This window comes from Paenibacillus sp. FSL R7-0026 (genome assembly GCF_038004485.1).
GTDB lineage: Bacteria > Bacillota > Bacilli > Paenibacillales > Paenibacillaceae > Paenibacillus > Paenibacillus xylanexedens_A.
This window is the reverse complement of sequence record NZ_JBBORG010000001.1, coordinates 5,931,996-5,945,681: the sequence shown is the minus strand read 5'-3', so window position 1 is coordinate 5,945,681 and position 13,686 is coordinate 5,931,996. Positions and strand designations below refer to the sequence as shown.

The following is a 13,686-nucleotide window of genomic DNA, read 5'->3' as shown; positions in this document are numbered from 1 at the left end:
AAGGTGAATGTGATGACAGAAACACAGCAGCAGAACAGTAAGCCGGAGAAAAAGGAAGTCAAGAAGAAGAAGAGTGGATGGCGCATCGCAAGATGGTTCCTGGTTCCGGTCCTGCTTGTTCTTGCCCTCGCTGGCGGAATGGTAGCTGGATATGTGGTACTGGGCAAACAGGATATCGGTTCCGTATGGCAATGGAGTACATGGGAACATGTATATAATCTGGTATTCGCTCCATAATGTAACGAGTTAAGCGAAAACTCCTGCGCAGGCAGGAGTTTTCTTTTTGACGTTGAAAACAGTATAATGATGGATGACGTTTGACGTCACAAAAGAGGCCTCCCCTGCGAAAGACATTCGTCATCGCGAAGAGAGACCCCTTATCTTAACCTTCACTACTGCAGTCATGAAGGATATAACTAGTGTTAACCCAAAATATGCTTTCCATACAAAATTTAAAAATTAAAAAACCATTTATATGAGCTTCGACTTTGTCATGTGGGGGTTGACCTTGCAGCACCGAAGTAAGTGGAGGGAACGGAATCGTTCAGAAGAAGCAAAGCGCTCGCCTTTGTCACCGAATTTTGACCTCTCTGAGGTTGATCAAAAAAATTCGGAGACAACAGCGATCAGAGGGACGATCCGTAACCGTAACGACCACCGTAGCGCTAAGAGTCAATCCATGATGAAGAACGCTCATATAAACATCCCGAGAGGAGATTACACTGTGCTCGATATCAAACAGATTCAAGAAATCATCCCGCATCGCCCCCCGTTTCTGCTGGTGGACAAGATTCTAGAGATTGAGGATGGCAAACGTGCCGTTGGTTTGAAAAACGTAACCATTAACGAACCTTTCTTCATTGGTCATTTCCCAGAGTATCCGGTAATGCCGGGTGTACTGATTACAGAAGCGCTGGCGCAAGTTGGTGCAGTAGCCATTCTGAATTTGGAAGGCAACAAAGGAAAAATCGGCTTTTTGGCGGGACTGGACAACTTCCGATTCCGTGGACAAGTTGTGCCCGGAGATACGTTGATTCTGGAAGTGGAGATTACACGTCTGAAGGGTTCTATTGGTAAAGGTAAAGCAACTGCCCGAGTGAACGACAAAGTGGTCGCTGAAGGCGAGATTATGTTTGCACTGTCAGACCCAAGCTGATTACATACGTGAGCATTGACATCATGCAGGAACGTAGACGGACCGAATGATGCAAGATGCTGTAGTAACTCAGCACACCTGAATTTATATAGACGGAAGGGGTTTATCGGAATGGAACAGTTAAGCACAGCAGCAGCAGAGACGTTGCAGCAATGGTTGGAGGATGCTTCGATTGATGAAGCAACGAAACAGGAGCTTCGTGACTTGCAGGATCAGCCGAAAGAGCTGGAGGAACGTTTTTACAGAAACCTGGAGTTTGGTACAGGTGGATTGCGCGGAGTCATTGGTGCCGGAAGCAACCGGATGAACCGTTACACCGTAGGTCGGGCAACGCAAGGATTTGCGCGTTATTTGCTTGAGCAGCATGGTGACCAAGAAGGCAAACCTTCTGTTGTCATTGCTCATGATTCCCGTCATTTCTCACCTGAATTCACACTGGATGCTGCGCTTGTACTGGCTGGAAACGGCATTGTAGCCAAGCTGTTCCCATCCCTGCGTTCAACTCCTGAGTTGTCATTCGCGGTGCGTCATCAGAAGGCAACTGGCGGAATCGTTGTAACAGCGAGTCATAACCCACCGGAATACAACGGATATAAAGTTTACAATCATGAAGGCGGTCAATTGGTACCGGATGAAGCGGAAAAAGTCATTCAGTACATCCAGGAAGTGCCTTCCCTTGCTGACGTGAAGAAGCTGACGCAAGAAGAAGCAGAAGCTCAAGGACTCCTGATCTGGTTGGGTGAAGACCAAGATCAAGCGTTTGTGGATATCGTAGCAAGCCGCAGTCTGAGCCGTGAACTGATCCAATCCGGCATAGGCCGTGATTTCAAAATCGTTTATACACCGCTGCACGGAACAGGTAACATCCCTGTACGTCGCGTGCTGGAGCAGATCGGATTCGAGCAAGTGCACATTGTAGCTGAACAAGAACAGCCGGATGCTGAGTTCTCTACCGTGAAATCCCCTAACCCAGAAGAACGCGAAGCGTTTACCCTCGCAATGAAGTTGGGGGAATCCGTTGGTGCTGACATTCTGATCGGAACAGATCCGGATGCAGACCGTATGGGTGCTGTGGTGAAAGACAATGATGGCAAATATTTCGTCTTGTCCGGAAACCAGTCTGGTGCGATTATGGTACATTACCTGCTCAGTCGCCTGCAAGAGACAGGTACACTGCCAAGCAACGGTGCGGTTGTCAAAACAATCGTAACAAGTGAGATGGGTGCTGTCATTGCCGAACATTACGGGGCAGAAGTGATGAACACACTGACAGGCTTCAAATATATCGGTGAAAAAATGAACCAGTTCGAAGCAACAGGCAGTCATACATTCTTGTTCGGATATGAAGAGAGTTATGGCTACCTTTCCGGTAACTATGCCCGTGACAAGGATGCTGTCCTTGCCTCGATGCTGATTGCTGAAGCAGCTGCGTATTATAAGAGCCAAGGCAAGACGTTGTATGATGTCTTGCAAGAGCTGTACAACCAATTCGGATACTTCTTGGAGAAGCTGGAGTCCCGTACGCTGAAAGGCAAAGACGGCGTGGCTCAGATTCAAGCCAAAATGACGGATTGGCGTTCCAATCCGCCACAAGAAGTAGCGGGAATTGCTGTACAAGATGTACTGGACTACTCCCTTGGTCTGGACGGTCTTCCGAAGGCGGACGTACTGAAGTTCATTTTGGCAGACGGTTCATGGTTCTGCTTGCGCCCTTCAGGAACAGAACCGAAGATCAAAGTATACTTCGCCGTGCGTGGAGAGAATTTGGAAGATGCGGAAAGCTGGATCGAGCGTCTGGTGACTACAGTGATGTCGCGTGTAGACGCACAATAATACGAATGCAACAATGAGCAAGAACATGAGAAGGCCTCTCCGCACCGTAAGGTTGGTTGGCGGAGGGGTTTTTCTTTGAAATAAAAGTGTAGATGGTTCTAGCATATAACAGGGCTTGTTGACACAAGCTGTTTGTAACCTATTGTATAAATGTTAAATGAACGAATTACTTGAGCTGAACGTGCATTTAGTTCCAACACTTGAGGAGGTACATGTAGTGCGTCAAAAATGGCTTTATTGGAATAACGCTTCTCGGAAGTGGTTGTGGCTCGTCGTTATTATCGGTCTGGTTGCGTCCATCCCTGTAATCAGTGATCGGGTGCAGACAGAATCTTCTGCCAAAAAGGTGGAACTTGTCTTCAACTATAGAGGTCTGCTGGATATCTCAGCGTATCAGGCACATCCGCAAGATTTCATGAATGAACAATTGACTCGTCTAAAAGACGCAGGCGTAACAACGATGGCTGTGTTTGAGAGTACATTGGACGAGCTGAGAAAGACACGCCGACTTATGGTATATAACGGCCAGGACCTCGCGAACCTGACCAAAGATGTGATCCCTTCTAATGCAAATTATACGTATGTGTTATTTACATCGGAGGAAAACGCACAGACGTATACCCCTATTATTGAACAAACGTTCGCTGATCGGCAGATTCCGGTAGTACCATGGGAATATGAAGGTCGTAGCGGCTTAATATTGCAGACTCCTCCGGAGAATGCCAACATGCAGCCTTTGCAGCCCGATCCGGTTGCCGTGAAGATGCTGCGTGATAAAGGGTTCTACATTTTGCCGCGGATCTCGGACAGTGTGCCATACAGCCAGGAATCGATGGAGCGCTTGCTTACCTTCTTCGAAGAGAATGGCGTAAAGCGCATCTTGTTTGATGGTGATGCTGTGAAAGGGTACAATGATAATGAAGAGATGAAAAGTCTAGACCAATTCGCACAGTTGCTGAACAAGCACAATATTGGTCTTGCAGCCATCGAGAACTTGAAGAAACCACAGTCTGGTTTCCAGACTCTTGCGTATAAAACGGATTACAACGTTACGCGTCTGTACTCGCTTAGTGATGGAGATGCCAATCTGGATGTAGACACGATTGCTGACCGTTTTGTTCTCGCAACCAAGGATCGCAACATTCGTATGCTCTATATGAATGCATCGCCAAGCCGGAATACAGCAAAGGCCATGATTACAGATCCAATTGAGAATCTGATCAACAGCCTGGGTGAGCCGGGTCATGCGGTAGAGCGCATGGCGAAGCATGGATTCGAGCTAGGACAAGCTGAAGCATTCACAGTTAAGGATTCTTCAATTCAGCGTTATGCCAAGCTGGTTGCTCTTGTTGGTGCAATTGCTATGATTGCACTTATGGTTTCTTATTTTATCCCACTACTGACTTTGATCGCATTTGTGGTCGCTTTGGTGGGCAGTGCAGGATTGTTCCTTTTGAAACCAACGCTGCTGGAGCAAGGAATTGCCTTGCTTGTGGCAATCGCCGCGCCGACCATAGCAATGGTGCTGGCCGTTCGTACAGTGAACTATCAGCAACAGCGTCAACCAGACGCATCCGCGGGTCGTCGTTTGAAACAGACATTAGTTTTATATGTAAGAACGTCAATTCTGTCGTTCCTGGCGGTACCTTTTGTCATCGCGTTGCTTAACAGTATTACGTACAGTCTGGTGATTAACCAGTTCCGCGGCGTGAGTCTGTTGCACTTTGCACCTATGGCACTGGTAGCGATCTATATTGTGTTTTATCGTGGTTCGGGTTCGTTCTCTATTAAGAAAATTAAAGAAATGCTTCGTATGCCAATTAATGTGTTAATGGTTGTTTTGGCGCTTGTTGCTGCCGTTGTTGGGTACTATTACTTGAGCCGTACAGGCAACTCGGGTTCAGTAACACCATTCGAGATGTTCCTTCGTACCACGTTGGAAGATACGTTCGGTGTACGTCCGAGATTCAAAGAATTTATGCTGGGACACCCGCTGTTTATCGTTGGCGTGTTCGCCGCTTTAAAATATCGTAAAGTCATCTTTGTGCTCATTATTGCAGCGATTGGACAATTGTCCATGGTGGATACGTTTGCGCATATCCATACGCCGGCTGTATTGTCACTCATTCGTGGAGTGATGGGATTGGGACTTGGCTTAATCTTCGGTATCATTGCTGTGGGTGTGTGGCAAGTAGCGGAAGGATGTTGGAAAAAATGGTCACCACTTCTCAAAAGTTAGTCATCTCGGGGTATTACGGATTCCGCAATAGCGGAGACGAAGCGGTGCTAAAGTCGATTTTGACAGCGCTGGAAGAGGAAAGCCAAAGGTCGAACGTCACCATTGAACCTATTGTTCTCTCGGGTGATCCCGAGTCAACAACCGCCATGTACGGTGTGCGCTCCGTGCATCGTATGAAATTGAAGGAAGTTCGTGAAGCACTCAAGGAGAGCGACGGGTTAATCAGTGGCGGAGGAAGCCTATTGCAGGATGCAACTGGACTGAAATCCATTCCTTATTATCTGGGTGTAATCAAGCTGGCCCAGTGGCTGAAAAAACCAACGTTTATCTATGCACAGGGGATTGGCCCTGTGAATCGTAAAATTTTTAATCCGATGATCAAATCGGTCTTTAAGGCCTGCACCTATGTATCCGTTCGGGATGAACAATCTGCAGACTACCTGCGTGGGCTCGGGCTACAGTGGAATCAGATCCATGTTGTACCCGACCCCGTAATGGGTTTGCCATTACCTGAAACAAAAGTTAAGAGTGGGGCAGGTGCAATTTCAACCAATGGAGCTGTCCAAGCTAACCAAGTGGAAACTGCATCAGGAGCACACACCAAGCTTCCTGTGATCGGTATATCGGTACGGTTCTGGGAGTCGGATCGTAAAGAGCTAACGGCTATTGCCACAGGATTGAAAAAGTTGTGCTCCAAAAGAGCTGTGCACTTGCGTTTTCTGCCATTTCATCTGCCAGTTGATGAACAGGCTTCACGATTCCTTATGGAAATGCTCGGTGATGTTACCAGTAAAGGCAGTGAGATTAGCATCACACCGGATATGACCGATCCTCAGCTTATGCTGGAGGAAGTCAGCAAGTGTGATCTTGTCATCGGTATGCGTCTGCACAGTCTGATCTATGCGGCATCACAGTATGTGCCTCCGGTGGGCATCTCGTATGATCCGAAAATTGATCAATTCCTGCTTCGCCTGGATAGTGAACCAGCAGGCAATACGGATACACTCGATGGCGACAAACTCGCGAAGACTGTTGTTGGACTGCTGGATCAACGTTCACAGTGGTTGAAGGAACATGAAGAAGGTATCACCCAACTGAAGCAGGAAGCCAGAGTGCCTGCACAGCAGATTATTAACTATTTAGGCCGCAAAGGATGAGATAAAGATGAGTCAGACCGGATCAATACCTACCGTTTCGATCTACGGCATTCCTTTTTCCAAACTGACGATGAAAGAAACGGTAAAGGTTCTCCAGGAAGCTGTGCTTTCCAAGCAGCCACACCAGGTCATCACAGCCAACCCCATTATGATTATGGCCGCATTGGAAAATCCCGCAATTATGGAAGTCATGCAATCTGCGGAATTAATTGTTCCAGATGGGACAGGTGTCGTATGGGCTGCAAACTATTGTGGAGATCCTGTAGCTGAGCGAGTGCCGGGTTATGAGCTTTTACATGAATTGCTGCGTGTTGGAGAAAACTATCGATGGGGCGTATATCTGCTTGGTTCCACCCCTGAGGTGATTCAAGAAACGGCAGTTCGGTTACAACAGCAATATCCGGCGATTCGAATTGTGGGTTATCGCGACGGTTATTTTGGTCCGGCTGAGGATGAACAGGTCATCGCTTCCATTCGGGAAGCGGCACCTGATCTGTTGTTTGTAGCACGTGGGGCCGACACCCAAGAACCGTGGATTCATAAGCACAAAAATGCGCTCCAGGTTCCCGTAACCATGGGCGTTGGCGGCAGCTTTGATGTGATTTCGGGCAAAACCAAACGTGCGCCTATGCTGTTCCAAAAGTTAAGACTGGAGTGGTTCTATCGCTTATTGCGTGAACCAAGCCGGACTGGCCGGATGCTTGCGCTTCCGAAATTCGCTGTTAAGGTGATGCGTGACAAAGAAAACGTGACGAAAGTCCGTTAAAAACAGGTAATTGCGAGATAAATGCTTGTTTTTGCTAGAAATTGAGGATGGCTTTTCGGGTGTGATGAGCGTATAATTCATTCCGGATTACATGTGTGCCACTCCATGAAAACAGAAGCGTTACACTTGGCACTACGATTGCAAGGCAACCTGTCGATCGCCGTTATCCCCAGATTTCCTTTTATCCTTTTCCAAAGGATGAAATCCGGTGATAAATGCGAACGTTACACTTCTCTAGTTTTCCTTGCACTCTCCGTTAACGTGTAACAAAATTTTTCATCAAAAGTGACTAACAAATAATTTTTATATATAAAAAGAGATCAGGGGATTTATAATTTCGTACAGGTATTATAATTGGGGGTCGAATGTTCAAATGGTAGCGATCTTTATCATTGGATTTATCGTGTCAATGGGACTGGCTCTTGCCCTGACACCACTTGTCAAAAAGTTCGCAGTCCGCATTGGCGCAATGGATACGCCGAATGCACGTAAAGTACACACACGGATCATGCCACGTCTTGGTGGTCTGGGGATATTCCTGGCCTTTATTATTACAGTTGCTGCATTGCTTCCGTTTGTATCGGCATGGTTCACGACTCGGGATATGAGTTTTGTCAGCGCGTTTCTGATTGGTGGAACAATTATCGTGCTGATCGGAGCACTCGATGATCGGTTTGAACTGTCAGCCAAAGTGAAGTTGCTTGGTCAGATCGTTGCTGCTTCTGTCGTTGTATTCGGATTTAATATCCGGGTAGATTTCGTTAACATTCCGTTTCAGGATTCCTATTCTTCACTCGAAGCTTGGGTATCCATTCCGCTGACGATCTTATGGATCGTTGGTGTAACCAATGCGATTAACCTGATTGATGGTCTGGATGGTCTGGCTGCCGGTGTATCTGGTATTGCAATTGGTACCATTGCCGTGATGTCCTTCCTGATGGGTAACATGATGATCGCTTTGATGTGCCTTGTGTTGTTGGGTAGCATCATTGGATTCCTGTTTTTCAACTTCCACCCGGCCAAGATCTTCATGGGGGATACCGGATCGCTATTCCTTGGTTTCTCTCTGGCGATGCTGTCCATGCTCGGATTCAAACAAATTGCTATCGTGTCCTTTATTACACCGCTGATCATTATCGGTGTGCCGCTCTCGGATACCTTCTTCGCGATTGTCCGTCGTGCGGTACAACGGAAACCGATTTTCGCACCGGATAAAGGTCACCTGCATCACTGCTTGCGTGAACTTGGATTCAGTCACCGTCAGACGGTACTGATCATATACGGAATTGCCGCATTCTTCGGAGTTCTGGCGATTATCCAATCTTCCGCTGCCATGTTTGAAGCGAACTGGGTAACGTTTGTGGTCATCTGTATCATGATGTTCTTCCTCCAGGTGGGAGCAGAAGTCATCGGACTTGTTAGCAAAACGAGAAGACCGGTTATTAACTTCCTGATGCGTATGCGCGTCAAGTTAAATCCGGAGACCCGTTCGAAATCATAAATAGATAAATGTAATGGTTATAGCTATTCTTGAATATTATTCCAGACCCAACCTTATCCCTTGTGGATAAGGTTTTTTGTTTATTTTGAGATTTTTACTAAATAATTGGAACCTTTTGCCGATATATAAAGGTAACTGACTTAAAAGAGGAGAGATGATACGTAATGCAACAAAAGAAACGGCCGTTGGTCTGGATCATGTTGGTCACCATGGTGTTCTCATTGTTCCCACAAGGTCTATTCGGTGGGGCTGTTGCTTCGGCTGCAGACGGTGATCCGGTGGGATCTAATGCTTATACCACATATTTTACACCAGATCTTAGAACATTGCGGGAGACCGCTGCTTTAACTATAGTTCCAGATGCAACCAAGGCTTTCTTGACACGTTCGAATGCATATACAACTTCAACTTCAGCAATTACAATCTCAGGTTCATATGCGTTTGTATCCAATACGAGTTTGAAGGTTAAGGTTGAACAACTAAATTTAGTGACTGATGGTGACGATAGCAAATGGGTACCAGACTCCACTAAATCAATTACAACTGCTGTTACTGCTGATCCAAGTGGTAATAACAAATTCACAGCCAATAACCTGAACCTGTTCCCGGGATTCAACCGAGTTACTTTCTCGGGTAACCAGGGATCAGTTGAACGCTCAGATACATTCTATGTACTGTACGATCAGGCTCCATTTATTGAGAGCTTTCAAGTATTTACGGACAGTTCTGCTACAGGTGGCAATAAGTCTTATAACCTGAATGAGGGTTCCAACACGGTTGTAGATACCCAACGTGTATCCATTCAAGGTAAAGTACAGAACTCTACACTTGTAAGCGTGAAAGTGAACGGCGGGGATGAAATCAATGCCTCCATGTTGCAAGATGGATCGTTCTTCTTGCCACAGCTAGCATTAAAAGCAGGATTGAATAATTTGAAGTTCAAAATTTCAAGTGCTTCCAATGCCATTGAAACAGAACGTTCTATTTATTATTTCGATAAAGACCAACCTTTCACAGATCTGAAGGTACAATTAGGTGGCCAGAATAAATCAATTCTGGACAGTAATCCGGTATTTACGGGCACAGCTGAAGCAACAGCAACGTTAACCGGACAGGTGCTGCTCCCGTATTCAGCAAGTCCTAATCCCTTTAGTACAACGAACGGCCAGATTACATTATCCAACGGGAACCTGACACAACCAACAAATTTTGAAATTGAAACAACACCTGCTGATGAAATACTGATTACAGGGGCAGATGGTGTAACGATTGAATACCGATTGGTTAAATTCCAAGTTAAAACGCCTTATAATCTTGAGGTAGATGGAAATGATCCGAAAAAAAATCAAACGTTGCGTATCCGCCTTGCATACGGTAACTTCAGTGCAGGCTACAATGCGAGTTATACCTACTCGGCTGGTTCACAGGATATTTCTGAAATCTACTACCTGCCTGACTATGTTGCAGGTACAGCTGTCGATTCACAAACAAAGCTTGATGGTACGAAACTTCAAAAAGCCGATTTCTTCATTATGGTAGAATCCAGTGAGCCCATTACGAGCACTGCAACGCTTGTAGGTGAATATTTACCAACGGGTACTACAAAGCTTACAATTGACGCTGTCGATACTGTTCCTGCGATGAAACTGAAAGATAACCAGAAAATCTATAAAATCTCCGGTTTCCTTGGTGGAGATCAACAAGTTCGCTTCTACTATGGTAGTCCGACGAACTTGCCTAAGATTGTAAAAATCTCATATGTAACAGCAAGCTCTATTTATGTGGAGAGTCTTCAAAACGGACAAACCTACACTTTTAACTCTAAGAGTAGTTCGCAAAAGCTTACTTTAAAAGGACGTTTTATTGGTTTCAAAACCATAGGCGGTACTAACTTTGTCGCTGAAATACTGGTGAATGGTAAAAAACATACAACGGCAACAACGTTCCCGAATGCAGATGGCACGTTCAGTGTAGATCTTCCGGTCTTGAAATCAGGACCGATTGTCTATGGTGAGAACACCATTCTAATCCGTGCTACAGATGAGGATGCGAATAAACTTCCAATCACGATCTCGACTACATTGAAGATCAATGTCATTGACCAAAATCAATCAACAGTAACATCTTTCATGCCTACGCTGATTCCTAAGGACTCACGTCAGCAATTTATCAACAAACCAATCACCCAATATGAAGATGATGAGATGAAGCGCATTTTCTCCGTTACACCTGAATTTGCTTTCAAAGAAGACAAGTATGTAACAAGTGAAGAAAATTATGACCTCGTCATTAATGGCGGTGGCGCTGATATTGTGAACGTCTACTTCGGTTCTGATAAAATTTTCACTAAAGAACTGACAAGTACAACGATTTTTGAAGTGAATCAACCAGCTACAACTGGCTTGCCTAGCTATGATATTACAGGTAATAGCGATCTTTTCCTGGCACGGATTCAGAATCTTAAGTTTGATGTACCCGGAACACATGTGTACACACTCGAACTGATCAACAGCACAGGTGCGAGAACGACACAACGTCTTGAGATTGTACGCGAACCTTCTTCTTACCGCATTTTGTCTCCACAACCTACGGTAGGTAACAACATCGTTGTGAACAAAAACTTTGTTCGTTTCGATATTGAAGCTGAGGGAGCATCTCAAGTATTAATTGGCAAAGAGCCAGCTGTTAAACGTACCGATATGAATAACCGTTTTGTATTGGATTATGTAGGACTCAAAGCAGATAAGAATAATGCAATCAAGATTCAGATTATCCGCGAGGGTGGCACGATTAACGATACAATCAATGTGTATTATACAGGTGCGATCGCGATTGATTCACAGTTCATGGCTCCTAAGGTAGCCAACAAATATACCGTGTTTAACAAAAATGTGGTGCTTTCATTCCCGAAAGGAACGGTACTGCAATCGACAACAACAAGTGGCATGGTGAAGTTTTATCCAGACAACAAACTGTTGTTTGGTATCGCTGATCCAAAAGACGGTGTTGTTGAACGTAAGAATGACTACGGTAATGTTATCGGAGTTAATGCAGATGACAGAAGTACCAATGGTGCCAGCGTAATCCGTATTCCTACAGAGTTGTCGAGCTTCTTCGCCTCGGTGATCAATACAGCCAATTTTACTCAAGTATCTGATATATACTGGATCAACGGTGGTCTGGGTGAACTGGGTGATCGGGGTACGAACGGATACAAAGCAGGAACGAACGGAATTACGCCTTATTCCATTGATGGAGAGTTTACAAGATATGCTCAAGAGCGTATTCTGACCCCATCCCAGCGCGGTACGTTAACGCTGAGCTATGATCCATCCATTGTTGACGATGTAGGGTCCACGATTACAGTCTATCGTTACTCGGATGATTCTAATGTAGGTAAATGGGTTTCCATAGGTGGTGCAGTGGATACGAAGAGTCATACTATTACCGTACCGTTTGATGAATTTGGTTATTACAAAGTTATGAAGCAAAGTCAAAGCTACCCGGATATCACGAATCATCCATGGGCACGGAACTTGTTAAATGCAATGTATTCCAAAGGAATTATGAATCCGCTCAGAACCAATGCATTTGGTGCGGATGATCAGACAACACGTGGTGAATTTGCCACTTTGCTTGTCAAAGGTATGGACATTCAATTGGTTAAACCAAGTAAAACAACCTTCACAGACGTTTCCGAGAACACCAAATCGGATCGTTGGACATATGAAGCGATTGAAACAGCAGCACGCGCAGGTATTGTTCAAGGACTTAGTGATGGCTTCTTTGGACCGGATCAGCCGGTTACACGGGAGCAGGCAGCTGTTATGATCGCACGGGCGATGAATGCCAAGCTTGCAGCCAATGACAGTAAATTGACGGCTACTTTGGCCAAATCGTTCCTGGATTCAACTTCTATCGATTTCTATGCACGACCAGCCATTGTGGCGGTTACAAAAGCAAAAATCATGGAAGGAAGCCCTGTAAATATTCCAGGTGCAGCCAAAACGCAATTCCAATTCAATCCAAAAGGTAATATGACTCGTGCGGAAGCAGCCAAAATTGCTGTAGAACTTCTTAAGAAAAGCACGAAGTTATTCCCTAAAACATTGAGCTAATCTAGCATAATTGAGATAATTTTAGGAAGGACCTGTCCCTTTTACTAAAGGGATGGGTTCTTTTTATGACTGAAGAAGAGCTTATATAGAATTCATTTATAATAGAAGAAATCTGTTTTTTACCAATAACTATTTTTGTAATTTGCTAGAGATTAAGATACAATAACGGTAAATACACAATGATCTAGAGGGTGAAGTTAGCTAATGAAACCGATTTATTCGAGAGCCCAGCTGGGCTACATGAAGGCAAAGACACAGTTCGAGAAGCAGGCAGTCATTCTGGAGAAAAAGTTGGAAGATACACGTAAGACAGAGGAGATCTCTCAGGAAGTCATGGAAGGACTTGTACAGTCCACCGGCTTCCATGATGCGTATAACAGTCTGGTTCTGGCCGAGAATGAATTGATTGAATGGTCTCACACCACGATGAAGCATGAGAAGACATACCGGGAGAACAGACAGCCAATTGACGATATGTATCTGAGATTGAACAGCGATCCGAATATGCGTGCTCAGATTATTGAGTTAGCAATGAAGATTCGCTAAGTTATAGTAACTGATCCAAGAAGAGGGCCTTTAGGGCCCTCTTTTTTTATTTTCAATTTTGTAAAATTTGTCGCTTCATCGTGGAAAATAACGGGTATAAATAAACGTCCACATCACTCCTTACACAGGGTGATTACGGAGAAAACGTCATAAATACAACTGCGTTAAAGGTTTTGAACTCGTTAAAGACCCGCACTGCATCAATACATAAATAAATTCAAAACTTTTTTTGAGGAATCCGCAACTTTTTGAAATCTGCTGCGTTTAAGATGTAGAGTCGAAAACATTGGGCAACTTACCAAGAATGACCTCGTGAAGAATCTTGTCTATTTATTAGAAAAAATTGCTTTACGGCACGAGAGACCCATTG

The 13,686-nt window shown here is 45.0% G+C and carries 9 protein-coding genes; all 9 read left to right on the top strand.

Features of this window, described 5'->3' with window-relative positions:
* Nucleotides 1-12 precede the first annotated feature (12 nt).
* The 9 genes from MKY44_RS26105 to MKY44_RS26065 all read left to right on the top strand — a co-directional run bounded on the left by MKY44_RS26105 (nt 13) and on the right by MKY44_RS26065 (nt 13,316).
* Complete coding sequence (locus tag MKY44_RS26105; RefSeq protein ID WP_017691949.1) at nt 13-237, top strand: DNA-directed RNA polymerase subunit beta; 225 nt, start codon at nt 13-15, stop codon at nt 235-237.
* A 487-nt stretch (nt 238-724) separates the two neighbouring features.
* A complete protein-coding gene (fabZ, locus tag MKY44_RS26100) occupies nt 725-1,156 on the top strand; it encodes a 3-hydroxyacyl-ACP dehydratase FabZ (protein WP_036613058.1) in 432 nt (143 codons plus the stop codon).
* Nucleotides 1,157-1,267: 111 nt separating this feature from the next.
* Entirely contained in the window at nt 1,268-2,989 is a 1,722-nt protein-coding gene (locus MKY44_RS26095) for a phospho-sugar mutase (protein ID WP_341009199.1), read from the top strand.
* 217 nt (nt 2,990-3,206) lie between these two features.
* Complete coding sequence (locus tag MKY44_RS26090) at nt 3,207-5,228, top strand: DUF5693 family protein (RefSeq protein WP_341009198.1); 2,022 nt, start codon at nt 3,207-3,209, stop codon at nt 5,226-5,228.
* A complete protein-coding gene (csaB, locus tag MKY44_RS26085; protein WP_341009197.1) occupies nt 5,204-6,385 on the top strand; it encodes a polysaccharide pyruvyl transferase CsaB in 1,182 nt (393 codons plus the stop codon). Before MKY44_RS26090 ends, csaB begins: the two co-directional genes overlap by 25 nt.
* A 7-nt stretch (nt 6,386-6,392) precedes the next feature.
* Nucleotides 6,393-7,151 carry a WecB/TagA/CpsF family glycosyltransferase gene (locus MKY44_RS26080; RefSeq protein WP_341009195.1) on the top strand — a complete coding sequence of 253 codons (759 nt, stop codon included), beginning with the start codon at nt 6,393-6,395 and terminating at the stop codon, nt 7,149-7,151.
* A 373-nt stretch (nt 7,152-7,524) separates the two neighbouring features.
* The gene (locus tag MKY44_RS26075) at nt 7,525-8,652 is read left to right on the top strand and encodes a glycosyltransferase family 4 protein (RefSeq protein WP_341009194.1); all 1,128 of its coding nucleotides are present in this window, start codon (nt 7,525-7,527) and stop codon (nt 8,650-8,652) included.
* A 164-nt stretch (nt 8,653-8,816) separates the two neighbouring features.
* Nucleotides 8,817-12,770, top strand: coding sequence for an S-layer homology domain-containing protein (locus tag MKY44_RS26070; protein WP_341009192.1), 3,954 nt, complete (start codon nt 8,817-8,819; stop codon nt 12,768-12,770).
* Between the two features lie 204 nt (nt 12,771-12,974).
* The gene (locus MKY44_RS26065; RefSeq protein WP_076332560.1) at nt 12,975-13,316 is read left to right on the top strand and encodes a hypothetical protein; all 342 of its coding nucleotides are present in this window, start codon (nt 12,975-12,977) and stop codon (nt 13,314-13,316) included.
* Nucleotides 13,317-13,686 lie beyond the last annotated feature (370 nt).

Coding starts and splice junctions, on each gene's coding strand:
- MKY44_RS26080 (WP_341009195.1), top strand. CDS start 6,393: ATGAGTCAGACCGGATCAATACCTACCGTTTCGATCTACGGCATTCCT.
- MKY44_RS26070 (WP_341009192.1), top strand. CDS start 8,817: ATGCAACAAAAGAAACGGCCGTTGGTCTGGATCATGTTGGTCACCATG.
- MKY44_RS26095 (WP_341009199.1), top strand. CDS start 1,268: ATGGAACAGTTAAGCACAGCAGCAGCAGAGACGTTGCAGCAATGGTTG.
- MKY44_RS26065 (WP_076332560.1), top strand. CDS start 12,975: ATGAAACCGATTTATTCGAGAGCCCAGCTGGGCTACATGAAGGCAAAG.
- csaB (WP_341009197.1), top strand. CDS start 5,204: ATGGTCACCACTTCTCAAAAGTTAGTCATCTCGGGGTATTACGGATTC.
- MKY44_RS26105 (WP_017691949.1), top strand. CDS start 13: ATGACAGAAACACAGCAGCAGAACAGTAAGCCGGAGAAAAAGGAAGTC.
- MKY44_RS26075 (WP_341009194.1), top strand. CDS start 7,525: ATGGTAGCGATCTTTATCATTGGATTTATCGTGTCAATGGGACTGGCT.